This is a genomic window from Pseudomonas sp. B19125 (assembly GCF_044218855.1).
GTDB classification, from domain to species: Bacteria; Pseudomonadota; Gammaproteobacteria; order Pseudomonadales; family Pseudomonadaceae; genus Aquipseudomonas; species Aquipseudomonas edaphica.
Genome location: NZ_CP162589.1, coordinates 2,789,432 through 2,813,749, shown reverse-complemented (window position 1 = coordinate 2,813,749; position 24,318 = coordinate 2,789,432). Strand labels below are relative to the sequence as shown.

Annotated in this window: 22 protein-coding genes; 15 read left to right on the top strand and 7 right to left on the bottom strand. The window is 61.5% G+C overall.

Going from position 1 to position 24,318, the window contains the following annotated elements; translation table 11 throughout:
- The first annotated feature begins 215 nt into the window (after positions 1–215).
- The 7 genes from AB4P96_RS12875 to AB4P96_RS12845 all read left to right on the top strand — a co-directional run bounded on the left by AB4P96_RS12875 (position 216) and on the right by AB4P96_RS12845 (position 7,092).
- A complete protein-coding gene (locus AB4P96_RS12875; RefSeq protein ID WP_169988145.1) occupies positions 216–1,478 on the top strand; it encodes an OprD family porin in 1,263 nt (420 codons plus the stop codon).
- A 146-nt stretch (positions 1,479–1,624) separates the two neighbouring features.
- The gene (locus AB4P96_RS12870; RefSeq protein WP_099550005.1) at positions 1,625–2,443 is read left to right on the top strand and encodes an NAD(P)-dependent oxidoreductase; all 819 of its coding nucleotides are present in this window, start codon (positions 1,625–1,627) and stop codon (positions 2,441–2,443) included.
- 30 nt (positions 2,444–2,473) lie between these two features.
- A complete protein-coding gene (locus AB4P96_RS12865; RefSeq protein WP_099550004.1) occupies positions 2,474–3,349 on the top strand; it encodes an SMP-30/gluconolactonase/LRE family protein in 876 nt (291 codons plus the stop codon).
- 51 nt (positions 3,350–3,400) lie between these two features.
- Positions 3,401–4,363 (top strand): TRAP transporter substrate-binding protein, encoded by a 963-nt coding sequence (locus tag AB4P96_RS12860; RefSeq protein ID WP_170040744.1) that lies wholly within the window; start codon positions 3,401–3,403, stop codon positions 4,361–4,363.
- A gap of 64 nt (positions 4,364–4,427) precedes the next feature.
- A complete protein-coding gene (locus tag AB4P96_RS12855; protein WP_017136439.1) occupies positions 4,428–4,955 on the top strand; it encodes a TRAP transporter small permease in 528 nt (175 codons plus the stop codon).
- Positions 4,955–6,235 (top strand): TRAP transporter large permease, encoded by a 1,281-nt coding sequence (locus AB4P96_RS12850; RefSeq protein WP_017136438.1) that lies wholly within the window; start codon positions 4,955–4,957, stop codon positions 6,233–6,235. Before AB4P96_RS12855 ends, AB4P96_RS12850 begins: the two co-directional genes overlap by 1 nt.
- Positions 6,235–7,092: an aldose 1-epimerase gene (locus AB4P96_RS12845; RefSeq protein WP_099550002.1), complete on the top strand. Its 858-nt coding sequence runs from the start codon at positions 6,235–6,237 to the stop codon at positions 7,090–7,092. The genes AB4P96_RS12850 and AB4P96_RS12845 overlap by 1 nt, the downstream gene beginning before the upstream one ends.
- A gap of 121 nt (positions 7,093–7,213) precedes the next feature.
- Here the strand turns inward: AB4P96_RS12845 and AB4P96_RS12840 are convergent, their stop codons facing one another.
- From AB4P96_RS12840 to AB4P96_RS12820, 5 genes are all read right to left on the bottom strand, one after another.
- Positions 7,214–8,362, bottom strand: coding sequence for an HlyD family secretion protein (locus tag AB4P96_RS12840; RefSeq protein WP_017136436.1), 1,149 nt, complete (start codon positions 8,360–8,362; stop codon positions 7,214–7,216).
- Entirely contained in the window at positions 8,359–10,005 is a 1,647-nt protein-coding gene (locus AB4P96_RS12835) for an MFS transporter (protein ID WP_395600844.1), read from the bottom strand. The genes AB4P96_RS12840 and AB4P96_RS12835 overlap by 4 nt, the downstream gene beginning before the upstream one ends.
- Positions 10,006–10,632: 627 nt before the next feature.
- Positions 10,633–11,439 carry a sulfite exporter TauE/SafE family protein gene (locus AB4P96_RS12830; RefSeq protein ID WP_017136251.1) on the bottom strand — a complete coding sequence of 269 codons (807 nt, stop codon included), beginning with the start codon at positions 11,437–11,439 and terminating at the stop codon, positions 10,633–10,635.
- A complete protein-coding gene (locus AB4P96_RS12825) occupies positions 11,440–12,684 on the bottom strand; it encodes an FAD/NAD(P)-binding oxidoreductase (RefSeq protein WP_017136252.1) in 1,245 nt (414 codons plus the stop codon).
- A 51-nt stretch (positions 12,685–12,735) separates the two neighbouring features.
- Positions 12,736–13,071 (bottom strand): helix-turn-helix transcriptional regulator, encoded by a 336-nt coding sequence (locus AB4P96_RS12820; protein WP_017136253.1) that lies wholly within the window; start codon positions 13,069–13,071, stop codon positions 12,736–12,738.
- Between the two features lie 94 nt (positions 13,072–13,165).
- Between AB4P96_RS12820 and AB4P96_RS12815 the strand changes: the two genes are divergently transcribed.
- Positions 13,166–14,029, top strand: a complete 864-nt coding sequence (locus AB4P96_RS12815) for an MBL fold metallo-hydrolase (RefSeq protein ID WP_017136254.1) — start codon at positions 13,166–13,168, stop codon at positions 14,027–14,029.
- Positions 14,030–14,150: 121 nt separating this feature from the next.
- Here AB4P96_RS12815 and bkdR read toward each other — a convergent pair whose 3' ends face one another.
- A complete protein-coding gene (bkdR, locus tag AB4P96_RS12810) occupies positions 14,151–14,639 on the bottom strand; it encodes a Bkd operon transcriptional regulator BkdR (RefSeq protein ID WP_017136255.1) in 489 nt (162 codons plus the stop codon).
- Between the two features lie 195 nt (positions 14,640–14,834).
- Here bkdR and AB4P96_RS12805 point away from each other — a divergent pair, with 195 nt between their 5' ends.
- The 5 genes from AB4P96_RS12805 to AB4P96_RS12785 all read left to right on the top strand — a co-directional run bounded on the left by AB4P96_RS12805 (position 14,835) and on the right by AB4P96_RS12785 (position 21,017).
- On the top strand, positions 14,835–16,070 hold the full coding sequence (locus AB4P96_RS12805; RefSeq protein WP_017136256.1) for a 3-methyl-2-oxobutanoate dehydrogenase (2-methylpropanoyl-transferring) subunit alpha: 1,236 nt from the start codon (positions 14,835–14,837) through the stop codon (positions 16,068–16,070).
- Between the two features lies 1 nt (position 16,071).
- Complete coding sequence (locus tag AB4P96_RS12800) at positions 16,072–17,130, top strand: alpha-ketoacid dehydrogenase subunit beta (RefSeq protein WP_138450567.1); 1,059 nt, start codon at positions 16,072–16,074, stop codon at positions 17,128–17,130.
- Entirely contained in the window at positions 17,131–18,390 is a 1,260-nt protein-coding gene (locus tag AB4P96_RS12795) for a dihydrolipoamide acetyltransferase family protein (RefSeq protein WP_138450569.1), read from the top strand.
- A 3-nt stretch (positions 18,391–18,393) separates the two neighbouring features.
- Positions 18,394–19,773 (top strand): dihydrolipoyl dehydrogenase, encoded by a 1,380-nt coding sequence (gene lpdA, locus AB4P96_RS12790; RefSeq protein ID WP_395600843.1) that lies wholly within the window; start codon positions 18,394–18,396, stop codon positions 19,771–19,773.
- A 224-nt stretch (positions 19,774–19,997) separates the two neighbouring features.
- On the top strand, positions 19,998–21,017 hold the full coding sequence (locus tag AB4P96_RS12785; RefSeq protein WP_017136260.1) for a branched-chain amino acid aminotransferase: 1,020 nt from the start codon (positions 19,998–20,000) through the stop codon (positions 21,015–21,017).
- A 66-nt stretch (positions 21,018–21,083) separates the two neighbouring features.
- On the opposite strand, the gene AB4P96_RS12780 is transcribed toward AB4P96_RS12785, so the two are convergent.
- Positions 21,084–21,977 carry a GNAT family acetyltransferase gene (locus AB4P96_RS12780; RefSeq protein ID WP_395600842.1) on the bottom strand — a complete coding sequence of 298 codons (894 nt, stop codon included), beginning with the start codon at positions 21,975–21,977 and terminating at the stop codon, positions 21,084–21,086.
- A gap of 283 nt (positions 21,978–22,260) precedes the next feature.
- Between AB4P96_RS12780 and ctlX the strand changes: the two genes are divergently transcribed.
- Positions 22,261–23,187 carry a citrulline utilization hydrolase CtlX gene (gene ctlX, locus AB4P96_RS12775; RefSeq protein WP_395600841.1) on the top strand — a complete coding sequence of 309 codons (927 nt, stop codon included), beginning with the start codon at positions 22,261–22,263 and terminating at the stop codon, positions 23,185–23,187.
- An 11-nt stretch (positions 23,188–23,198) separates the two neighbouring features.
- Positions 23,199–24,245, top strand: coding sequence for an ornithine cyclodeaminase (locus AB4P96_RS12770; protein WP_170040874.1), 1,047 nt, complete (start codon positions 23,199–23,201; stop codon positions 24,243–24,245).
- Positions 24,246–24,318: the final 73 nt, after the last annotated feature.

The following is a 24,318-nucleotide window of genomic DNA, read 5'->3' as shown; positions in this document are numbered from 1 at the left end:
GATGCAGACACCGCGGCCCCACAGTTACACCGCGTCGATGCCATCGCAGGCAAGCCAGCTCCCACATGGACCGTGCCCGCTTTTCATCGATGCGCACTTGGTCATCGTATAACTTCTGCTTGACAGCCCCCGAAAACCCCGCAAATATCCCTCGCAATGTTGTACGACAACGTATAACAAATAATAAAAACAACAAAATGGAAGGGAGCTTCACTGTGCCTCAATTCGCCCGCAATTCCTCCTCGCGTCTCGGTCTTATCAGCCTCAGCAGCCTGGCACTCGCCCTGCCCCTCAGCGCCCAGGCAGAAGGCTTTATCGACGATGCCAAAGCCACGCTCAACCTGCGCAATGCCTACTTCAATCGCAATTTCACCAACCCCACGTACCCACAGGCCAAGGCCGAAGAATGGACGCAGAACTTCATTCTCGACGCCAAATCCGGCTTTACCCAAGGCACCGTGGGCTTCGGGATTGACGTACTCGGCCTGTATTCTCAGAAGCTCGATGGCGGTAAAGGCACCGGCGGCACCCAACTGTTGCCGCTCGACAGAGATGGCCGCCCTGCCGACAATTTCGGACGCCTGGGCGTGGCACTGAAAACCCGGCTGTCCAAAACCGAACTGAAAGTTGGCGAATGGATGCCCGTGCTGCCGATCCTGCGCTCGGACGACGGCCGCTCCTTGCCGCAGACCTTTCGTGGCGGCCAGGTAACCTCCAATGAAATCGCCGGGCTTACGCTCTACGGCGGGCAATTTCGCGGCAATAGCCCACGCAACGATGGGAGCATGGAAGACATGTTCATGAACGGCAAAGCCGCGTTCACCTCCGACCGTTTCAACTTCGGCGGCGGCGAATACACCTTCAACGACAAACGCACCCAGGTCGGCGTGTGGTACGCCGAACTCACCGACATCTACCAGCAGCAATACCTGAACCTGACCCACAGCCAGCCGGTCGGCGACTGGACGTTTGGCGCCAACCTGGGGTTCTTCAATGGCAAGGAGGACGGCAGCGCCCTGGCCGGCAACCTCGATAACAAAACCTATTCCGCCCTGCTCTCGGCCAAATACAAAGGCAACGCCTTCTATGTCGGCCTGCAAAAACTCACCGGCGACAGCGTGTGGATGAGGGTCAACGGCACCAGCGGCGGCACCCTGGCCAACGATAGCTACAACGCCAGCTACGACAATGCCAAGGAAAAATCCTGGCAGATACGCCATGACTTCAACTTCGTGGTGCTCGGCATTCCGGGGCTGACCATGATGAACCGGTATATCAGCGGCAATAACGTACACACTGGCGCCATCACCGACGGCAAGGAATGGGGCCGCGAGTCGGAGCTGGCCTACACGGTGCAGAGCGGCACACTGAAGGATTTGAATGTGCGCTGGCGCAACTCGACCATGCGTCGGGATTTCAGCAACAACGAGTTTGATGAGAATCGGATCTTTGTCAGCTACCCGATCTCGTTGCTGTAACGCGCTCCCTGCAGGCACTGACATGTGTAGCAGCCAGCTCCCACCTTTTGAGCATCACTTGCCTGCAAGGGCGTTGACAATCCAGGGAGTCCAAAACGATACTTCCACCAAGTCATACGACAACCTACAACAACAATGGAATTCCCATGACCACCACCACGCCTGTCCCCTTCAACCGCCTGCTGCTCACCGGCGCCGCCGGCGGCCTGGGCAAAGTCTTGCGCGAACGCATGCGCCCTTATGCCCAGGTATTGCGCCTGTCGGACATCGCCAACATGGCCCCGGCGGCCGGTGAGTTCGAAGAAGTGCAACCCTGTGACCTGGCCGACAAACAGGCTGTGCACCAACTGGTGGAAGGCGTCGATGCCATCCTGCACTTCGGCGGTGTGTCGGTGGAGCGCTCTTTCGAAGAAGTGCTCGGCGCCAACATCAGCGGTGTTTTCCATATCTACGAAGCCGCCCGCCGTCATGGCGTGAAACGCGTGATCTTCGCCAGCTCCAACCATGTGATCGGCTTTTACAAGCAAGACGAACAGATCGACGCCCACTCCCCACGTCGCCCGGACAGCTACTACGGCTTATCCAAATCCTACGGCGAAGACATGGCCAGCTTCTACTTCGACCGCTACGGCATCGAGACCGTGAGCATCCGCATCGGCTCCTCGTTCCCGGAACCCCAGAACCGCAGGATGATGCACACCTGGTTGAGTTTCGATGACCTGACCCAACTGCTCGAGCGCGCGCTGTACACGCCCAATGTCGGCCACACCGTGGTCTACGGCATGTCGGATAACCTCGACACCTGGTGGGACAACCGCTACGCCGCGCACCTGGGTTTTGTGCCCAAGGACAGCTCCGAGGTGTTCCGCACCAAGGTCGAAACCCAGCCGCCAGTGGCCGCCGATGACCCGGCCGCGGTCTACCAGGGCGGCGCGTTCTGCGCGGCGGGGCCGTTTGGTGACTGAACGTACATCAACCCAAGGGAATGAGTTGCCATGACCGCTGAACTGATCGTCGACGCCCGCAATGCCGTGGGTGAATGCCCGGTGTGGGTGCCGCAGGAAAACGCGCTGTACTGGGTGGACATCCCCAACGGTGGCCTGCAACGCTGGGACGCCGCCACCGGCCACGTCGCCGCCTGGAAAGCCCCGCAGATGCTCGCCTGTATTGCCCGCACCGACGCGGGCAATTGGCTCGCGGGCATGGAAAGCGGGTTTTTCCAACTCACCCCGCATAACGACGGCAGCCTCGACACCACGCCTCTGGCGAGCATCGAGCACCCACGCCCGGACATGCGCCTCAACGATGGCCGCTGCGATCGCCAGGGCCGTTTCTGGGCTGGCAGCATGGTGCTGAACATGGGCCTGAATGCGGCCGAAGGCACCCTGTACCGCTATGCGTCAGGCGCCGCGCCGCATGCGCAACTGAACGGGTTCATCACCCTCAATGGCCTGGCGTTCAGCCCGGACGGCCGCACGATGTACGCCTCGGATTCACACCCGCTGGTGCAGCAGGTCTGGGCGTTCGATTACGACATCGACACCGGCACGCCATCCAACCGCCGCGTATTTATCGACATGCATCAATTCCTCGGGCGCCCCGATGGCGCGGCAGTCGACGCCGAGGGTTGCTACTGGATCTGCGCCAACGACGCGGGGCTGGTTCACCGCTTCACCCCGGATGGCCGTCTGGACCGCTCCCTCAGCGTGCCGGTAAAAAAACCCACCATGTGCGCCTTCGGCGGCAGCCGGCTGGACACCTTGTTCGTCACCTCGATTCGTGATGACCACAGTGAGCAGTCGGTCGCCGGCGGCGTGTTTGCCCTCAACCCCGGCGTCAGCGGATTGCCGGAGCCCACGTTCACCCTCTAGCTGCATCGCTGTGCCTTGAATACAACAACAATAAGACAGGAGTGACACCCTATGGACTTCAAACGCACTTTGCTCGCCGCTGCATTCTTTACCCTCAGTACCGCCGCCCACGCGCTGGAAATCAAATTCGCCGACATCCATCCCGCCGGCTATCCCACCGTCGTCGCTGAACAGAACATGGGCAAGGCCCTGACTCAGGCAAGTAACGGCGAACTGACCTTCAAATACTTCCCGGGCGGTGTCCTGGGTTCCGAAAAAGAAGTGGTCGAACAGGCCCAGGTCGGTGCGGTGCAGATGACCCGCGTCAGCCTCGGCATCGTCGGGCCGGTGGTGCCGGACGTGAACGTGTTCAACTTGCCGTTCGTGTTCCGCGACCAGGCGCATATGCGCAAAATCATCGACGGCGAGATCGGCGATGAAATCCTCGCCAAGATCACCGACTCCGAGTTCGGCCTGGTGGCCCTGGCCTGGATGGACGGTGGCACGCGCAACCTCTACACCAAGAAGCCGGTGCGCAAGATCGAAGACCTCAAGGGCATGAAAATTCGTGTACAGGGCAACCCGATCTTCATCGAAGCCTTCAACGCGATGGGCGCCAACGGTATTGCCATGGACACCGGCGAAATCTTCAGTGCCTTGCAGACCGGCGTGATCGACGGCGCGGAAAACAACCCGCCGACCATGCTGGAGCACAACCACTTCCAGAACGCCAAGTTCTACACCCTCACCGAGCACCTGATCCTGCCCGAACCCATCGTGATGTCGAAGATCACCTGGAACAAACTCACGCCCGCCCAGCAAGACCTGGTGAAAAAAGCCGCCAAGGCCGCCCAGGCCGATGAGCGCGCGCTGTGGGACGCCAAGTCCGCCAGCAGCGAGGAAAAGCTCAAGAAGGCCGGCGTCGAGTTCATCACCGTCGACAAAAAACCCTTCTATGACGCCACCGCAGCGGTTCGCGCCAAGTACGGTGCGGCTTACGCCGACATCATCAAGCGCATCGACGCGGTCGAGTAATCACCCTTTCCTATAGTCAGGCCCGGCGCGGTCGGCATCGACGCGCCCGGTTACGGTGAACGCCATGAAGAATTTAGTGCTGCGCATCAACGACCGCATTTACATGACCTGCATCTGGGTCGCCGGCCTCTCGGTCCTCGGGGTCGCGCTGATCATTCCTTGGGGCATCTTCGCCCGCTACATCCTCGGCACCGGCGCAAGCTGGCCGGAGCCCACCGCCATCCTGCTGATGCTGGTGTTCACCTTTATCGGCGCCGCCGCCAGTTACCGTGCCGGCGCGCATATGTCGGTGGCCGTGGTCACCGACCGCCTGCCAGCGCGCCAACGGCAAATCGTCGGCGTTATCACGCAACTGCTGATGGCCACCATCTGCCTGTTCATGACCGTCTGGGGCAGCAAGCTGTGCCTGTCCACCTGGAACCAGTTCATGAGTGCGATCCCCACCCTGCGCGTGGGCATCACCTATATGCCAATCCCGATCGGCGGGCTGCTGACGCTGGTGTTCGTGCTGGAAAAACTCTTGCTCGGTGACCAGAGCCAGCGCCGCGTGGTGCGCTTTGATCTGGTTGAAGAAAACGAAGGGGCTGCCTGATGGACGCATTGATGCTGCTGGGCAGTTTTATCGCCTTGATCCTGATCGGCATGCCGGTGGCCTACGCCCTCGGGCTGTCGGCGCTGATCGGCGCGTGGTGGATCGACATCCCGTTCCAGGCCTTGATGATTCAGGTTGCGGGCGGGGTGAACAAGTTTTCGCTGATGGCGATTCCGTTCTTTGTGCTGGCCGGAGCGATCATGGCCGAGGGCGGCATGTCACGCCGCCTGGTCGCGTTTGCCGGGGTGCTGGTGGGGTTTGTGCGCGGCGGCCTGTCGTTGGTGAACATCGTGGCGTCGACGTTTTTTGGCGCGATTTCCGGCTCGTCGGTGGCCGATACCGCCTCGGTCGGTTCGGTGTTGATCCCGGAAATGGAGCGCCGTGGCTACCCGCGTGAGTTCTCTACCGCCGTCACTGTCAGCGGCTCGGTGCAAGCCTTGCTGACGCCGCCCAGCCATAACTCGGTGCTCTACTCCCTGGCGGCCGGCGGCACGGTCTCGATTGCCTCATTGTTCATGGCCGGCGTGGTGCCTGGGCTGCTGATGAGTGCATGCCTGATGGTGCTGTGCCTGATCTTCGCGAAAAAGCGCAATTACCCCAAGGGCGAGGTCATCCCGCTTAAACAAGCGCTGAAGATCTGCGCCGACGCGCTCTGGGGCTTGATGGCCATGGTGATCATCCTGGGTGGCATCCTCTCGGGCATTTTCACTGCCACCGAGTCGGCCGCGATTGCCGTGCTGTGGGCATTTTTCGTGACCATGTTCATCTATCGCGACTACAAATGGCGTGAGCTGCCCAAGCTGATGCACCGCACGGTGCGCACCATTTCCATTGTGATGATCCTGATCGCCTTCGCCGCCAGCTTCGGCTACATCATGACCCTGATGCAGATCCCGGCAAAAATCACCACGCTGTTCCTGACCCTGTCGGACAACCGCTACGTGATCCTGATGTGCATCAACGTGATGCTGCTGTTGCTCGGCACGGTGATGGACATGGCGCCGCTGATCTTGATCCTCACCCCGATTCTGCTGCCGGTGATCCTCGGTATTGGCGTGGACCCGGTGCACTTCGGCATGATCATGCTGGTGAACCTCGGGATCGGCCTGATCACTCCACCCGTGGGTGCGGTGCTGTTTGTGGGTGCGGCGGTGGGCAAGGTCAGTATCGAGAAAACCGTGACGGCGCTGCTGCCGTTTTATGCGGTACTGTTCCTGATATTGATGGCAGTGACTTACATTCCCGCGTTGTCCCTGTGGCTTCCCGGGCTGGTGCTCTGATGATTGAACTGGAAGACAGCCTGACCCATCTCACCCTCGCCCCGGCCGTAGGTGGCAGCCTCGTCAACTGGACGGTGCGCGCGACCGGGCAGCCGCTGTTGCGCCATAGCGACGAAGCTGCGCTGAACACCGGGCTGCCGGGCAAGCTGGCGTGTTACCCGCTGGCGCCGTGGTCCAATCGAGTTGCCCACGGCGGTTTCGACAACCCCGGCGGCTGGCTGGCACTCACGCCCAACAGCCCGCTCGACCCGCTGCCGATTCACGGTTCGGCCTGGCAACAGGCGTGGCAGGTGGTCAGCCAGACGGCGGATGAAGTGGTGCTGGAGGTGGTGTGCGACACGCCGTTTGCCTATCGCGCCGAGCAGCGGTTTCGCTTACGTGGCGGCGAACTGAGTATCGAGTTGCGCGTAACGCATCTGGCCGAAAAAGCCGCGTGGCATGGCTTGGGATTGCATCCGTATTTGCCAAGAAGGCCCGGCACGCGGTTGCAGGCCAAGGCTTCGCAGGTGTGGATGAGTGATGCGTCCAAGCTGCCAACCGGGCTGGCGCCGGTGCCTGCCGAATGGGATTTCACTCAGCTCAAAGGGCTGCCGCAAGGCCTGGTGGACAATGGGTTTTGCCAGTGGGACGGGCGTTGCCGCATCGAACAGCCGGAGCTGGGCTATGCATTGGAGTGCCAGGCCAGCGGCGCCGATTACTTCCTGCTGTTCTGCCCGCCGGGGTTGGGGTTCTTTTGCATCGAGCCGGTGAGTCATCCGGTGAATGCGCATCACCTGCCGGGCAGGCCCGGCCTGAAGCTGCTGGAAAAAGGCCAGTCAACTCACCTCAATTTCACCCTGAAATACCAACCTTTATAACCCCAAAAAACCCTGTGGGAGCCGGGCTCGCCCGCGATGGCGGTGTGTCAGCCTGCACACCTGGACCTGATAAACCGCTATCGCAGGCAAGCCAGCTCCCACATTTTTGATCGGCGGGGTGTCAAGGCGGGCTGTTTTTCAGGCGGCCCGCCGTGTCGATACTCACCACCACCGACAACCCCGGCCGCAGGCGCTCGCTCTCGGCCTGATCCGGGTCCACCGTAATCCGCACCGGCACCCGCTGCGCGATCTTCACAAAGTTGCCGGTGGCGTTATCCGCCTGCAACAGGCTGAACTCCGAGCCGGTCGCCGGGGAAATATGCTGCACCGTGCCGTGAAACTTGCGGTGGTTGAGCGCGTCCACGGTGAACGTCACCGGCTGGCCGACCTGCACATTGTCCATCTGGGTTTCTTTCATGTTGGCGATCACCCACAACTGCGGCGGCACCAGCGCCATCAACTGCGCGCCGGAGTTGACGTAGGCGCCCAGGCGCACACCGATCTGCCCCAACTGGCCGTCACGCGGCGCAATGATGCGGGTGTTGGACAGGTCGATACGCGCCAGCTCCACGGCCGCATCGGCACTGGCCACCGCCGCTTCGAGGGAACCACGATTGACGATCACGGTTTGCAGGTCCTGACGGGCGATTTCCAGGTTGGCCTGGGCCTGAGCCACCGCCGCGACGGTCTGCGCATTCGCGGCGCGGGTCACGTCCAACTCGCGCTTGGACACTGAACCGTCGCTGATCAACTCTTCATTGCGGCGCAAGTCGGCGGTGCTTTTGCGCGCCTGGGCCTGGCTGTCCACCAGCGCGGCCTGGCGCAGTTTGATGGTGGCTTCGGCGCTGTTGCGCTGCTGCACCACATTGGCCAAGGAGGCTTTCTGCACTGCCAATTGCGCCAGCGCCTGGTCAAGACGCTGCTTGTAGATACGGTCATCCAGGCGCACCAGCAGGTCGCCGGCCTTGACGTACTGGAAGTCCTGCACCGGCACTTCATACACGTAGCCACTCAATTGAGGGCCGATAATCGTCACTTGGCCGCGCACCAGGGCGTTCTCGGTGGTTTCCACCGCACTGCTGAAGGGTGGCAATTGCCAGGCATACAGCACGATCAACACACCGACGATGGCAATCGCGGCAAAACCCAGCGATGAGATGATGCGCACTCGCAGCGAGCGCGGCTCCGTGACGGTCGAGCCCGGTGGTGGCGTGCCTTCCGGAGTGGAGGCGATGGCGTTGGTCGTGGTCGTGGTGGTGGTTTCGGTCATGAAGTAACGCCGCTGGGTTGAACGGGAGGGGCTGCTGCTTTGGTGGTACTCATCAGCCACAGGCTGCGGGTGAAGATCCAGAGCATGGTGAGGATCGCGATGATCGCGATCAGCATGAATACGTCGTTGTAGGCCATCACATTCGCCTCACGCGTGGCCGCCGTGGCCAGGCTGCGAATGCCCATGAGGTTGCGCAGTTCCGGGTCGGCAATCACACCGCCGTAGGCCGAGCCGCCGCTCTGCACCTGCGCCGCCACGCGTGGGTCCAGCAGGGTCAGGTGTTCGACGATCATGCTGGAGTGGTATTTCTCGCGCACGATCTGAAACGTGCCCAGCAACGCCGCGCCAATCAGGCCGCCGAGGTTCTGGCAGATGCCGAACATCACCGAGAAGCTCACCAGGTTGCGCGGGTTGGTCAATACGTTTTTTGTGCCCAGCACCATGGTTGGCCCCAGGAAGAAGGTGCCGCCAAAGCCTAGCAGGAACTGGCTGATATACAGGTTTTGCGGGCGGGTCAGGTTGCTGGAGAAACTGTCCATCACGGAGCCTGTGGCCATCAACGCCAGGGAGATGATCAACGGCATCAGCAGGTGCGCCGGGTTGATCGTCAGCGCGCTGACCACCAGCCCGGCAATCGCACCGGCCAGCATCACCACGTAGAGGGTGTGCATCTGCTGGTAGCTCATGTTCAGCATCTGCATAAAGCCCACCGCACCGGTGGACTGCTCGGACAGCACCATGCGAATCAGCACCACCGCCAGCGCCAGGCGAATCATCGCCCCGCTGCCGAGCCAGCGCGTCATCAACATCGGGTTGGCGCGGTTATGCTCAATGGCCAGGCCGGCCATGATCAACACCAGCGAACAGGCCGAGGCCACGCCGATCCAGGGCGCTTCCAGCCACCAGTCGATACGCCCCAACGACAGCACCGCACAGAGCAACGCCACGCCGCTGGCGAGAATGGCAAAGGTGAGGAAGTCGAGTTTTTCAAAGGTTTTGAAACGGTCGCCGGGCGGCAGTTTGAGCATGAATACGCAGCCCAGACAGATCAGCGCCATGCCCAGCTCGAACAGGTACAGCCCGCGCCATTCGGCAATTTGCAGCAAGTCTTCAGAGAACAATCGCGCCAGTGGCAGCGCCAACTGCGCGGTGCCCAAGCCCAGCACCAAGGCTTTGAGCCGCCACTTGGCCGGGAACGCCTGGATCATGTAGTACAAGCCCAACGAACTCAGCGCCGCACCGACCATACCGTGAGCTGCCCGTACTGCAATCGCCGAACTCAAGTCGTTGACGAACAAATGGCCGAAGGTCACCAGCGCATACAGCACCAGGAACACCTCGGTAAACGCGCGCAGGCCGAACTGCTGACGAAACTTCACCAGCAGCAGGTTCATGCACACGTTGGTCATCACATAGGCGGCCGGCAGCCAGGCCATTTCTGCGGTGGTGGCGCCCAGTGCGCCTTGCAGATATTGCAGGTTGGCAATCACCAGGGCATTGCCGAGCCCGCCGGTAATTGCCACCAGGATCCCGACCAACGCAAACAGCCAACGCTTGTGCGTAGGGTGCAGCGGCGTCGACGGCGAGCCGGGCAGGCTCGGCCGCTCGTGGGGTTGCCAAGTGTGGGGGGTGTATTTATCCATCGCATGACCTTGATGAGCCGACGTGCAAGGTCGGTAAATCCGTTACTCAGGGACCAGTAAACCTGAGAGGCGTTCATCTTGCCATGTCTCGTGCGGGCACGGTCAAAACTGTGGGAGCTGGCTTGCCTGCGATACAGACACCTCGGTGTGTCAGGTACACCGAGTTGATGCCATCGCAGGCAAGCCAGCTCCCACATTAGACCGAGTATGGCTCTGCTGTTGCTGTTGCTCCGGCCCTTACATCCTTTTCGATGACGAAGTCAGCGGTCTTTTGATCTGCGCTTTTGATCTTGATCTGAAATCGCCCCGTCAAACACGATGGCCGGAATTCGACAGGGATTTGGGGGGTAAACCGGCAGGGATGCCGGTTTAGCCGCGCTGGGCCAAGGATGGCCCATCGCGGCGGCCCCCCAAATCACTGGCGGATTGCGGGCATGCCGAGCCATAGCGAGGCACCGAGTGTTGGGGCGAAGACCTTTTGCTTACTTTTGGGTCTTTCCAAAAGTGAGCCGCCGTAAGGGCGGAACCCTACTCAGCCGTTACCGCAGCAACGGATATGTACACCACCAAAAGACCGCCATCGCAGGCAACCCAGCTCCCACATGTAAATTGTGTTGCACATCAGCATCAAAGCGCAGCCTTGACCAGCATCCCCGCAGCCACCACCACACACAGGCTGGCAAACCCCACCTGCAACGCCCGCGCCGGGATCACCGAACACAAACGCCGACCGGCCAACATGCCGACAATACTCGCACCGATAAACACCCAGCCCATCGGCTCAATACTCACACCGGCCTGCATCGACCCAGCCACGCCGATCAGCGAAATCAGGCTGATCACCATCAAAGAGGTGGCGACAATCCCGCGCATCTGCACATCGGTCAGTTGCTTGAACGCCGGCACGATCAGGAAGCCACCACCCACGCCAAGCAAGCCCGATACCGCGCCAGTTACCGCACCCAACGCGGCCAGAGTGGCACTGCATTTGGCAGTCCAGGCCAGGCGCCCGGTCTGCTGGTTGAGCATGCAGTTTTTCTGGCCCCAGGACGCGGCGCCATGGTCGCTTGGCCCGGCCTCGACCTTTTCGCGTTGCAACATGCGCCACGCCACCAGCACCATCAAGGCGCTGAACAGGCCCATCAGCAGGTGTTCGGGCAACTGGTGCGCAATAAACACACCCAGTGGCGAAAACAGCGCACCGAGCAAGGCGATCAATAACGCGGCGCGGTAACGCACCAGGCCATGGCGCAACCCGTCAATGGCGCCGACCGCCGCCGCCGCGCCCACGGCGAGCAACGACACCGGCGCCGCCTGGGTCATGGTCAAGCCCAGCCCCAGCACCAACGCCGGCACCCCGAGGATGCCACCGCCCGCGCCGGTCAGGCCCATGACCAGGCCCATCAATAAACCCAACAGACTTGCCAGCAGCATTTAATCCACCTTGCTCAGGCGGGTCAGCCACTCGCGGCCCTTGAGCATGCCGTTCCAGTAGAACCACGGCAGCAGCGTGGCCTTGAGGAACCACATCGAGCGACGTGCCTGGGTCGGGTCCAGCGGGAAGGTCGGCAGCAGCTTGCCGCCATAGCCGAACTCGGCCAGCACCACCTTGCCCTTCTCCACCGTCAACGGGCAGGAACCATAGCCGTCGTACTTGAGCGGCAGCGGCGCCTGTTTGCGCAGGGCCAGCAGGTTTTCGGCCACCACCACGATCTGCTTGCGCACGGCGGCTGCGGTCTTGGCGTTGGTGGTGCCGCACACATCGCCGAGGCCGAAGATATGCGGGTAGCGCAGGTGTTGCAGGCTGTGCGGGTTCACCTCGCACCAACCGGCGGGGTCGGCCAACGAGCTCTGGCGGATAAAATCCGGGGCAACCTGCGGCGGGACCACGTGCAACAGGTCGAAGGATTTTTCTTCGACGGTGGCCTTGCCTTCGGCGTCTTTGACTTCAAACCAGGCTTTGCGCGCCGGGCCATCGACCTTGACCAGGTTGGCGTTGAACGCCAGGCGGGCGTTGTATTTCTCTACGTATTTCATCAACGGCGGCACAAAGGTCGCCACCCCAAACAGCGCAGCACCGGCCAGGTTGAATTCGACGTCGATGTTTTTCAGGTTGCCCTGCTTGAGCCAGTGATCGCAGGACAGGTACATGGCCTTTTGCGGCGCGCCTGCGCATTTGATCGGCATGGCTGGCTGGGTGAAGATCGCCTTGCCGCTCTTCAATTGCTGCACCAACTGCCAGGTGTAGGCCGCGTGCTCGTAGCTGTAGTTGGAGGTCACGCCGTTCTGCCCAAGGGTCTGTTCCAGGCCGTCGATTTTTTCCCAGGCCAGGCGCAGGCCGGGGCACACGATCAGGTTGTTCCAGCTCACGCGCTGGCCGTTGTCGAGCACCAGGGTTTGCTCGTCGGGCAGCAACTCGGCGACAGCGGCCTGCACCCAGGCGACGCCATTGGGCAGTACGTCGGCCAACGGCCGTCGGGTCTTTTTCAGGTCGTAGGCGCCGCCACCGACCAGCGTCCAGGCCGGCTGATAGCAGTGATAGTCGTTAGGTTCGATCAGGGTGATGTTCAGCTGCGGGTCGCGTTTGAGCAAGCTGGCCAGCAGGCCGATGCCTGCCGAGCCGCCGCCGATGACTACGATGTCGCCACTGATGGTCGGTCCCCAGTGTTGCTCGGTCATGGTCTTTTGCCTTTTATCGTCAATGCACACAAGGGTCGTTGCCGTATGGCGTCACGCCCAGCTTTTTATGACCGCGCCGCAGTACAAGCCGGACAAGGTCTTCATCACTTGAATCACTTCGTGGCTGGCCAGCCCGTAGAAAATGTATTTACCTTCCCGACGGGTGGCGACCAACCCTTCGTCACGCAAAATGCCCAACTGTTGTGACAGTGTGGGCTGACGCACGCCGGTCATGGTTTCCAGCTCGCCGACGTTGCGCTCGCCCTGGGTCAACTGGCACAGGATCAACAGGCGGTCCTCATTGGCCAGTGCCTTGAGCAAGGAGCACGCCTTGGACGCCGATGCGCGCAACTGGGCGACTTCGCCCTCACTCAGAGTAGATTCCATTTGCCTCGGGTCCTTTATGTCACTTAAGCTCAAAACATTATGTGTAAACGTAAACTGATTGTAACCACTTTTTTCGCTTCCGGGGACCGCCGCCATGCCAGCGTTGATTCAAGCCTTTCTGGACGAGGCATCGTCGACCTTCACCTACGTCATTTATGAACACGATGGCGGCCCGTGCGCCATCGCCGATTCGGTACTCAATTACGACCCCGCGTCCGGGCGCACGGATACCGCCCAAGCCGATAAAGTCATCGCGTTCGTGCGTGAGCACGGCTTGCAGGTGCAGTGGCTGCTGGAAACCCATGCGCATGCCGATCACTTGTCCGCTGCGCCTTACCTGCGCCGCACGCTCGGCGGCAAAATCGCCATCGGCCAATCCATCAGTAAGGTCCAGGATGTGTTCAAGAGCCTGTTCAACCTGGAGCCGGAATTCCGCGTCGATGGCTCGCAGTTCGACCACCTGTTTGCGCCGGATGAAATCTTTCATATCGGCAACTTGAAGGCCCAGGCGCTGCATGTGCCTGGCCACACCCCGGCCGACATGGCGTACCTGATCGACGGTCGTTTGATTCTGGTAGGCGACACGCTGTTCATGCCGGATGTAGGCACCGCGCGTTGCGACTTCCCTGGTGGTGACGCGCGACAGTTGTATGCGTCGATGCGCAAGCTGCTGGCCTTTCCATTGGAGACTGAACTGTACGTGTGCCATGACTACCCGCCTGAAAGCCGCGAGGCCAAGTGCCTGACCACGGTCGCCGAGCAGCGCGCGGGCAATATTCATGTGCATGACGGGGTGGATGAGGCGGCGTTTGTAGAGATGCGCACCCAGCGTGATGCCGGGTTGGGAATGCCGACGCTATTGCTGCCGGCGATTCAGGTAAATGTGCGCGCGGGGAATATGCCGCCGGCGGAAGCAAACGGGGTGACGTATCTGAAGATTCCGCTTAACCAACTGTAAAAAGCGCCGATTCCTTTGTGGGAGCTGGCTTGCCTGCGATAGCGATGCATCAGTAACCCGTGTGTCAACTGGCCCACCGCTATCGCAGGCAAGCCAGCTCCCACAATTGTCCTGTGTTGTGTCAGGAACCCAGGCTGATGCCATTAGCCGGCAACGGCAGCGCGGTCTTGTAGCGCACCTGCTTGAGCGCAAAGCTCGAGCGAATATTGGCCACGCCCGGCACCTTGGTCAGAAAGTCCATCATGAAACGCTCCAGCGACTGGATCGTCGGCACCAGCACCCGGATCAGATAATCCGGGTCGCCCGCCATCAGGTAACACTCCATCACTTCCGGCCGGTCAGAAATCGCGCCTTCGAACTGCTGCAATGCCAGTTCATTCTGCTTTTCCAGGCTCACATGAATGAACACATTCACGTGCAGCCCCAGCAGATCGGCGTCCAGCAACGTGACCTGATCACGGATAAGCCCCAATTCCTCCATGGCCTTCACCCGGTTAAAGCATGGCGTGGGCGACAGGTTGACCGAACGGGCCAGGTCGGCGTTGGTAATGCGGGCGTTCTCCTGCAGGGCATTGAGAATGCCGATATCGGTACGGTCCAGTTTGCGCATGAGACAAAATCACCTGTTTATTATGTTTATGCAGTTTTTTTATCCGCAAATGGTCTTGAGCGCAATGAAACACAGATAAATATTCTTCTACGCCACGCCTATGATGTTTGTAGGACAAGATTTCTCCTATCCGGAGACTGACTGTCAGCTAGCGCGCCCACTACAAGAAATTCACAAGATCGAGCGTAGAAAGCCATGAACCAGCCGTATGCACCACTGCGCCTGCACGTTCCCGAACCCTCGGGCCGCCCAGGCTGCAAGACCGACTTTACCTACCTGCGCCTGACTGACGCAGGTACGGTGCGCAAACCCGCCATCGACGTAGAACCCGCCGACACCGCTGACCTGGCCAAGGGCCTGATCCGCGTGCTTGACGACCAGGGCCAGGCTCTTGGCCCGTGGGCTGAAGGGGTATCCGCCGAGATCATGCGTAAAGGCATGCGCGCCATGCTCAAGACGCGCATCTTCGACAACCGCATGGTGGTCGCCCAGCGTCAGAAAAAAATGTCGTTCTACATGCAAAGCCTTGGCGAAGAAGCCATCGGCAGCGCCCAGGCGCTGGCCTTGAATATAGACGACATGTGCTTCCCCACCTATCGCCAGCAAAGCATCCTGATGGCCCGCGAAGTGCCGCTGGTGGACCTGATCTGCCAACTGCTGTCCAACGAGCGCGACCCGCTCAAGGGCCGTCAGTTGCCAATCATGTATTCGGTCAAGGACGCCGGGTTCTTCACCATTTCCGGCAACCTCGCCACCCAATTCGTGCAAGGCGTGGGCTGGGGCATGGCCTCGGCGATCAAGGGCGACACCAAGATTGCCTCAGCCTGGATCGGCGACGGCGCCACCGCCGAATCGGATTTCCACACCGCCCTCACCTTCGCCCACGTGTACCGCGCGCCGGTCATTCTCAACGTGGTCAACAACCAGTGGGCCATCTCCACATTCCAGGCTATCGCCGGCGGTGAAGCCACCACCTTCGCCGGACGCGGCGTGGGTTGCGGCATCGCCTCCCTGCGTGTGGACGGCAACGACTTTATCGCCGTGTATGCAGCGTCTGCCTGGGCCGCCGAGCGTGCGCGCCGCAACCTTGGGCCAACCCTGATCGAGTGGGTCACCTACCGCGCCGGCCCGCACTCTACCTCGGACGATCCGTCCAAATACCGCCCGGCCGATGACTGGAGCCACTTCCCGCTCGGCGACCCGATTGCGCGCCTCAAGCAGCACCTGATCAAGATTGGCCAGTGGTCCGAAGAAGAGCACACGGCGGTCAGTGCCGAGCTTGAGGCCGAAGTGGTCAAGGCGCAGAAAGAAGCCGAACAGTACGGCACCCTGGCCGGCGGCCAGATTCCAAGCGCCGCGACCATGTTCGAAGACGTTTATAAAGAGATGCCGGAGCACTTGAAGCGCCAGCGTCAAGAGTTGGGGGTCTGACATGAACGATCACAACAACAGCATCGAATTGGAAACCGCCATGACCACCACCACCATGACCATGATCCAGGCCCTGCGCTCGGCCATGGATGTGATGCTTGAGCGTGACGATAACGTGGTGGTGTTCGGCCAGGACGTCGGCTACTTCGGCGGCGTATTCCGTTGCACCGAAGGTTTGCAGAACAAGTACGGCAGCTCGCGGGTGTTTGACGCGCCGATCTCCGAAAGCGGCATCGTCGGCGTTGCCGTGGGCATGGGGGCCTACGGCCTGCGCCCGGTCGCCGAGATTCAATTCGCTGACTACGTGTACCCGGCCACCGACCAGATCATCTCCGAAGCCGCCCGCCTGCGTTATCGCTCGGCCGGCCAGTTCACCGCACCCTTGACCATGCGCATGCCGTGCGGCGGCGGCATCTACGGCGGCCAGACCCACAGCCAGAGTATTGAAGCGGTGTTCACCCAGGTCTGCGGCCTGCGCACGGTGATGCCGTCCAACCCGTATGACGCCAAGGGTCTGTTGATCGCCTCGATCGAAAACGACGACCCGGTGATCTTCCTCGAGCCTAAGCGCCTGTACAACGGCCCGTTCGATGGCCATCACGATCGCCCGGTCACACCCTGGTCCAAACACCCGCAAGCGCAAGTGCCGGACGGTTACTACACCGTACCGCTGGACGTGGCCGCCATCGTGCGTCCGGGCTCGGCGGTGACGGTGCTGACCTACGGCACCACCGTATACGTGTCGCAAGTCGCCGCCGAAGAAACCGGCATCGACGCCGAGGTCATCGACCTGCGCAGCCTGTGGCCGCTGGACCTGGAAACCATCGTCAACTCGGTGAAAAAGACCGGCCGTTGCGTGGTGGTGCATGAAGCCACCCGCACCTGCGGCTTTGGTGCCGAACTGGTGTCGCTGGTGCAAGAGCATTGCTTCCATCACCTGGAAGCGCCGATCGAACGCGTCACCGGTTGGGACACGCCCTACCCGCACGCGCAAGAGTGGGCGTATTTCCCAGGGCCGTCCCGCGTGGGCGCGGCGTTGAAACGGGTCATGGAGGTCTGAATGGGCACGCACGTTATCAAGATGCCGGACATTGGCGAAGGCATTGCAGAAGTTGAACTGTCGGTATGGCATGTAAAAGTCGGCGACCTGGTGGTTGAAGACCAGGTGCTGGCGGATGTGATGACCGACAAGGCGATGGTGGACATTCCCTCGCCGGTGCACGGCAAAGTGATTTCTCTGGGCGGCGAGCCCGGCGAAGTCATGGCGGTGGGCAGTATTTTGATCAGCATTGAAGTCGAAGGCGCCGGGAATGCCAAGGATGCGCCGGTGGTGGCTGAGCCGGTGAAAGCTGCGCCAGCGCCAGTGGTTGAAGCCAAGCCTGCGCCTGTGGCCGAAGCAAAGCCAACCGCCAAACCCGCTGCGGCACCGGTTGCGCGTGACGCAAACGAACGCCCTTTGGCTTCGCCTGCCGTGCGCAAACACGCGCTGGATGCCGGGATTCAGCTGCGTCTGGTGCAGGGCAGCGGCCCGGCGGGTCGGGTGCTGCACGAAGATCTGGACGCTTACCTGCAACAAGGTGCAACCCAGGCTTCGGCAACCGCCAACCCTTACGCCGAACGCAACAGCGAAGAACAGATCCCGGTGATCGGCATGCGCCGGAAGATCGCCCAGCGCATGCAGGACGCCACCCGCCGCGCCGCGCATTTCAGCTACGTGGAAGAAATCGACGTCACGGCGCTGGACGAGCTGCGCGTGCACCTTAATGAGAAGCACGGCGCCACACGCGGCAAATTGACCTTGCTGCCGTTTATCGTGCGCGCCATGGTCGTGGCGTTGCGCGACTTCCCGCAGATCAACGCACGCTACGACGACGAAGCCCAAGTCATCACCCGCCTGGGCGCGGTGCATGTGGGCGTCGCCACCCAAAGCGATGTGGGCCTGATGGTGCCGGTGGTACGTCACGCCGAAGCCCGCAGCCTGTGGGGCAACGCCGAGGAAATCGCACGTTTGGCCAGCGCCGCGCGCAATGGCAAGGCCAGTCGCGATGAACTGTCGGGCTCGACCATCACCCTGACCAGCCTCGGCGCGTTGGGCGGCATTGTCAGCACGCCGGTGCTGAACCTGCCGGAAGTCGCCATTGTCGGCGTCAACCGCATCGTTGAACGGCCGATGGTAATCAAGGGCCAGATCGTGGTGCGCAAGATGATGAACCTCTCCAGCTCCTTCGATCACCGTGTGGTCGACGGCATGGACGCGGCGCAATTCATCCAGGCCATTCGTGGCCTGCTCGAACAACCCGCCAGCCTGTTTTTGGAGTAAGGCATGCCTCAGACATTGAACACCACGCTGCTGATTATCGGCGGCGGCCCTGGCGGTTATGTGGCGGCGATCCGTGCCGGCCAACTGGGCATCCCGACCATTCTGGTCGAGGGCCAGGCGCTGGGCGGCACCTGCCTGAACATCGGCTGCATTCCCTCCAAAGCCTTGATCCACGTGGCCGAGCAGTTCCAGCAAACCGTGCACCACAGCCAAGGGTCGCAACTGGGCATTGAAGTGGATGTGCCGACCCTGGACATCCGCAAGAGCGTGGAATGGAAAGACGGCATTGTTGATCGCCTGACCACCGGCGTGGCCGCCTTGCTCAAGAAGCATAAAGTGCAGGTGATCCACGGCTGGGCCAAGGTGGTGGACGGCAAGACCGTCGACGTCGGCGACCAGCGCATTCAGTGCGAGCACCTGCTGCTGGCCACCGGCTCGAAAAGCGTCAACCTGCCGATGCTGCCGATTGGCGGGCCGATCATCTCGTCAACCGAAGCACTGGCGCCGACCCGCGTGCCCAAGCGCCTGATTGTGGTGGGCGGCGGCTATATCGGCCTGGAGCTGGGCATTGCCTATCGCAAGCTCGGCGCCGAGGTCAGTGTGGTCGAGGCACAGGAGCGTATCCTGCCGGCCTACGATGGCGAACTGACGCTGCCGGTGGCCGAATCGCTCAAGCAGTTGGGGGTCAAGCTGTACCTCAGCCACAGCGTCACCGGTTTCGAAAACAACAGCCTGCAGGTACGTGACCCGAACGGCGACACGCTGTCGCTGCAAACCGATCAGGTGCTGGTGGCCGTGGGCCGCAAACCCAACACCCAGGGCTGGAACCTCGAAGCGCTGAACCTGGCGATGAACGGCGCGGCGATCAAGATCGACAACCGTTGCCAGACCAGCATGCGCAATGTGTACGCCATCGGCGACCTGAGCGGTGAGCCGATGCTGGCGCACCGGGCCATGGCCCAGGGCGAGATGGTCGCCGAACTGATCGGCGGCAAACACCGCGAGTTCAACCCGGCGGCGATCCCGGCGGTGTGCTTTACCGACCCTGAGCTGGTGGTGGTCGGCAAGACCCCGGACGAAGCCAAGGCGGCTGGCCTCGACTGCATTGTGTCGAGCTTCCCGTTCGCGGCCAATGGCCGGGCGATGACCCTGGAGTCGAAAACCGGCTTTGTGCGCGTGGTAGCACGGCGTGACAACCACCTGATTGTCGGCTGGCAGGCGGTGGGGGTTGGTGTGTCCGAGCTGTCTACGGCCTTTGGCCTGTGCCTGGAGATGGGTTCGCGCCTGGAAGATGTGGCGGGCACGATCCATGCGCATCCGACCCTCGGCGAAGCGGTTCAGGAAGCGGCTTTAAGAGCATTGGGCCACGCGCTGCACCTTTAAAACCGGGGTGAGGCCATCGCAGGCAAGCCAGCTCCCACAGGGCAATGTATTCCAAATGTGGGAGCTGGCTTGCCTGCGATAGCGGTGTATCAGCCAATACACACGCTCAATGGTCCGCCCACCTGCTCCCACACCGGCCAAGAATGAAGTATTGTTGCGCCCATCCAGTAAAAAACCGACAAGCCTGCCTTCGACCAGGCGGTTGACCAGAGATAGAGGGTGTCATGGGTAACGAAAGCATCAATTGGGACAAGCTGGGTTTTGACTACATCAAGACCGACAAGCGGTTTCTCCAAACCTGGAAAAACGGCGAGTGGCAAGCGGGCACCCTGACCGACGATAACGTGCTGCACATCAGCGAGGGTTCCACCGCCCTGCACTATGGCCAGCAGTGCTTTGAAGGCCTCAAGGCCTACCGCTGCAAGGACGGCTCGATCAACCTGTTCCGTCCGGACCAGAACGCGGCCCGCATGCAACGCAGCTGCGCACGCTTGCTGATGCCGCATGTGACCACCGAAGACTTCATCGAAGCCTGCAAACAAGTGGTCAAGGCCAACGAGCGGTTCATCCCGCCGTACGGCAGTGGCGGCGCGCTGTACCTGCGCCCGTTCGTGATCGGCACCGGTGAAAACATCGGCGTGCGTAGCGCACCGGAGTTTATCTTCTCGGTATTCGCCATCCCGGTCGGCGCCTACTTCAAGGGCGGCCTGGTGCCACACAATTTCCAGATCTCCACGTTCGACCGCGCTGCGCCACAGGGCACCGGCGCCGCCAAGGTCGGTGGCAACTATGCCGCCAGCCTGATGCCGGGCGCTGAAGCAAGGAAATCCGGTTTCGCCGACGCGATCTACCTGGACCCGATGACCCACTCGAAAATCGAGGAAGTCGGTTCGGCCAACTTCTTTGGTATCACCCGCGACAACCAGTTCATCACGCCGAAGTCGCCTTCGGTGCTGCCAGGCATCACCCGCCTGTCGCTGATCGAACTGGCCGAGACCCGCCTGGGCCTGAAAGTGGTCGAGGGCGACGTGTTCATCGACAAACTGGACCAGTTCAAGGAAGCCGGCGCCTGCGGCACCGCTGCCGTGATCTCGCCAATCGGCGGCATCCAGTACGACGGCAAGCTGCACGTGTTCCACAGCGAAACCGAAGTGGGCCCGATCACCCAGGCGCTCTACAAAGAACTGACCGGCGTGCAGACCGGCGACGTTGAAGCGCCAGAGGGTTGGATCGTCAAGGTCTAACCCCAAAAAACGCAAAACCCAATGTGGGAGTGGGCTTGCCAGCTCCCACATTTGATTTCGGTGTGCTCACACGTCCTTGGGAATATTCACCGCAATCTTCTTGCCCATGCTGATCCTCGGCTCCACCCCATACCCCAACGCCTCGTAGAACCCCACCACCGCGTCATTGCCGCCCGTAATCTGCAGGTTGATTTTCATGCAACCCAACGCAGTCAACGCCTGCTCGGCATAGCGCACCAGCGAAGCACCCAGGCCCTGCCGACGATAATCGCGGTGCACCGCCACCGAATACAACCAGCCGCGATGCCCGTCATAGCCGGCCAGAATAGTGCCGATCACGGCCTTTTTATCCGTCGCCACAAAGAACAACCCATCGTTTACCGCCAGCTTTTTGTCGATTGCCAGGCTTGGCAGGTTATGCGCAGTGTCATAGCCAAACGCCTGCTGCCACAACGCTACCACCTGGGATCGGTGCGGACGATCGCGATATGGCCCGATGGGATGGCGCGATAACAAGGCCTTTTCCATCACGAGCGTGCGCTCATTGCCATGGTAAACGTCGCGTACCGTGTGAAAGCCCAGCTTGGTATAAAACGGCTCGGCCGTCAGCGATGACGGCACGCTCAGGACCGTCACCCCGGCTTCAACGGCCCGCAGCTCAATCTCGATCATCAGCAGCCGGCCAATGCCCTGCCCTTGCAATGCCGGGTTGACGAATACCGAGCGCACCACATTGCCATCAAGGGCGGCGGTGGCGACGATCATCTGATCCTGGGTCGCCACCAGCACCACCCGGCGCTGGAGCAAGGCCAGCACGGCGTCGGGTGTGAAGTTGCTGGCAACCCGAGCAATCACCTCCGCCGGGTAGTCCCGCGCATTGCTGCTGTGCAAGGCGGCCAGGATGACCTGGCTGATGCACTCGGCATCGGTGGGTTGGGCAAGACGAACAGCGGTAGACATGCATTCTCCTTCCTGGCTCGGGTTTCACGACCGCCACCATACTAATGTGGGAGCTGGCTTGCCTGCGATAGCGGTCTGTCAGTCAGCGCATCTGGCGCAGACAGACCGCCATCGCAGGCAAGCCAGCTCCCACAGTTTGATTGCATTTCAACTCGCCAGCCGATTCGGCTGCCCTACCCCACTTTTCAGCTTTCCCGGCTGAGCCGCCCCGCTATATCAGCCGGGATTCACCCGCCACAGCGCACAAAATAGCCCCACTGCTCACCCATGGATTCGTGCCCCCATGCAAACCACCAACACCGTCTTGATGATTCGCCCGGCGCGCTTTGCCTTCAACCCGGACACCGCGATCAACAACCGCTTCCAACGCCAGCCACTTGACCCGCTGAGCGTGCAGCAAAAAGCGCTGCAGGAGTTCGACGGCTATGTCGATACCCTGCGCCAACATGGCGTAGAGGTGCTGGTGGTGCAAGACACCCCGGCGCCCCACACGCCCGACTCGATCTTCCCCAACAACTGGTGGAGCAGCCACGCCGATGGCAGCCTGGTGCTGTACCCGATGGAAGGCCAGAACCGACGACTGGAGCGCAACAAAGGTGTGCTGCAAGTGCTGGAGCAGCGTTTTGCGATCCACAGCACCATCGACCTCAGCCACCTCGAACAACAGAACATCTTCCTCGAAGGCACCGGCAGCATGGTGCTCGACCGCCAGCACCGTATCAGCTATGCCTGCCACTCCGGGCGTACCCACCAAGACGCTCTGCGCCAGTTCGCTGAACACCTCGACTACCAACTCTGCGTCTTCCACGCCGTCGACCGCCACCACGCGCCGATCTACCACAGCAACGTGATGATGAGTGTCGGCCGCGACCTCTCGGTGGTGTGCCTGCAAGCCCTGCCCGATGCCAGCGAACGCCAGGCCCTGGAACGCTCGCTGCGCGACACCGGCAAAGACATCCTTGCCCTCGACTTCGACCAGCTCGAAGCCTTCGCCGGCAACATGCTTGAAGTCCACGACCGTGACGGCCAGCCGCTGCTGGTGATGTCGGCCAGCGCCTGGAGCGCCCTGCACCCGGCCCAGCGCACGCATGTAGAACGCCACACCCGCCCGGTGGTGGTGAACATCGACAACATCGAACGCATCGGCGGCGGCAGTGCCCGCTGCATGCTGGCGGAAGTGCACCTGCCCGCCCGCGCCTCATTTCAATAAGGAGTCTTGCCATGACCCGTTATATCGACGTCAACGACCTCAGCTACCTGGTTTCACAAAAAGGCCTGCAAACCTGCATCAGCGAAATGGCCGAATACATCCGCGCCGACTACCTGCGCTGGCAGGACTTCGAAAAGTGCGCGCGCCTGGCCAACCATTCGCCGGACGGCGTGATCGAGCTGATGCCGGTGTCCGACGCCTCGCTGTACGCCTTCAAGTACGTGAACGGCCACCCGAAGAACACCCTGGCCGGCATGCTCACAGTGATGGCCTTTGGCGCCCTGGGCGATGTCGACACCGGCAAGCCGGTGCTGCTGGCCGAAATGACCCTGACCACCGCGATCCGCACCGCGGCCACCTCTGCCCTGGTAGCCCGTTACCTGGCGCGCGACAACAGCCGCAGCATGGCGTTGATTGGCAACGGCTCGCAAAGCGAGTTCCAGGCCCTGGCCTTCCACGCCATGCTCGGTATCACCGAAATCCGCCTGTTCGATATCGACGCCAAGGCCACTGCCAAGCTGGCGGCCAACCTCAAGGCGTTCCCGGCGATCAAGGTGATCCTGGCCGCCAGCGTGGCCGAAGCGGTCAAAGGCGCGGACATCGTCACCACCGTCACGGCCGACAAGGCTTATGCCACCATCCTCACCGACGACATGATCGAACCGGGCATGCACCTGAATGCCGTGGGTGGCGACTGCCCCGGCAAAACCGAGCTGGACCGCCGCATCGTCGAGCGCGCCCGGGTGATCGTCGAGTACGAACCGCAAAGCCGTATCGAAGGTGAAATCCAGCACATGCCGGAAGATTCGCCGGTGACCGAGCTGTGGCAAGTGATCAATGGCCAGCAGCCCGGCCGCGAGAACGCGCGCCAAGTCACGCTGTTCGACTCGGTGGGCTTTGCCATCGAAGACTACTCGGCTCTTCGCTACGTGCTGGACGTGGCCAAGGCGCTGGATGTGGGCAGCACACTTGAGCTGGTGCCGGACCTCGCCGACCCGAAAGACCTGTTTGCACGCCTGGCCCAACAGCCACGCGTACAGCACAAAAAGCGCGCCTGAAACCGCTCTGGCCTGCCGCTTTGCGCCCAAGGCAGGCCGGATTTACATCAGTTAAAAGCCGATTTTGCGCGTG

Bases quoted from the DNA above. Each gene is read 5' to 3' on its own strand.
- AB4P96_RS12870 (WP_099550005.1), top strand. From the start codon at position 1,625: ATGACCACCACCACGCCTGTCCCCTTCAACCGCCTGCTGCTCACCGGC.
- AB4P96_RS12865 (WP_099550004.1), top strand. From the start codon at position 2,474: ATGACCGCTGAACTGATCGTCGACGCCCGCAATGCCGTGGGTGAATGC.
- AB4P96_RS12860 (WP_170040744.1), top strand. From the start codon at position 3,401: ATGGACTTCAAACGCACTTTGCTCGCCGCTGCATTCTTTACCCTCAGT.
- AB4P96_RS12855 (WP_017136439.1), top strand. From the start codon at position 4,428: ATGAAGAATTTAGTGCTGCGCATCAACGACCGCATTTACATGACCTGC.
- AB4P96_RS12850 (WP_017136438.1), top strand. From the start codon at position 4,955: ATGGACGCATTGATGCTGCTGGGCAGTTTTATCGCCTTGATCCTGATC.
- AB4P96_RS12845 (WP_099550002.1), top strand. From the start codon at position 6,235: ATGATTGAACTGGAAGACAGCCTGACCCATCTCACCCTCGCCCCGGCC.
- AB4P96_RS12840 (WP_017136436.1), bottom strand. From the start codon at position 8,362: ATGACCGAAACCACCACCACGACCACGACCAACGCCATCGCCTCCACT.
- AB4P96_RS12835 (WP_395600844.1), bottom strand. From the start codon at position 10,005: ATGGATAAATACACCCCCCACACTTGGCAACCCCACGAGCGGCCGAGC.
- AB4P96_RS12830 (WP_017136251.1), bottom strand. From the start codon at position 11,439: ATGCTGCTGGCAAGTCTGTTGGGTTTATTGATGGGCCTGGTCATGGGC.
- AB4P96_RS12825 (WP_017136252.1), bottom strand. From the start codon at position 12,684: ATGACCGAGCAACACTGGGGACCGACCATCAGTGGCGACATCGTAGTC.
- AB4P96_RS12820 (WP_017136253.1), bottom strand. From the start codon at position 13,071: ATGGAATCTACTCTGAGTGAGGGCGAAGTCGCCCAGTTGCGCGCATCG.
- AB4P96_RS12815 (WP_017136254.1), top strand. From the start codon at position 13,166: ATGCCAGCGTTGATTCAAGCCTTTCTGGACGAGGCATCGTCGACCTTC.
- bkdR (WP_017136255.1), bottom strand. From the start codon at position 14,639: ATGCGCAAACTGGACCGTACCGATATCGGCATTCTCAATGCCCTGCAG.
- AB4P96_RS12805 (WP_017136256.1), top strand. From the start codon at position 14,835: ATGAACCAGCCGTATGCACCACTGCGCCTGCACGTTCCCGAACCCTCG.
- AB4P96_RS12800 (WP_138450567.1), top strand. From the start codon at position 16,072: ATGAACGATCACAACAACAGCATCGAATTGGAAACCGCCATGACCACC.
- AB4P96_RS12795 (WP_138450569.1), top strand. From the start codon at position 17,131: ATGGGCACGCACGTTATCAAGATGCCGGACATTGGCGAAGGCATTGCA.
- lpdA (WP_395600843.1), top strand. From the start codon at position 18,394: ATGCCTCAGACATTGAACACCACGCTGCTGATTATCGGCGGCGGCCCT.
- AB4P96_RS12785 (WP_017136260.1), top strand. From the start codon at position 19,998: ATGGGTAACGAAAGCATCAATTGGGACAAGCTGGGTTTTGACTACATC.
- AB4P96_RS12780 (WP_395600842.1), bottom strand. From the start codon at position 21,977: ATGTCTACCGCTGTTCGTCTTGCCCAACCCACCGATGCCGAGTGCATC.
- ctlX (WP_395600841.1), top strand. From the start codon at position 22,261: ATGCAAACCACCAACACCGTCTTGATGATTCGCCCGGCGCGCTTTGCC.
- AB4P96_RS12770 (WP_170040874.1), top strand. From the start codon at position 23,199: ATGACCCGTTATATCGACGTCAACGACCTCAGCTACCTGGTTTCACAA.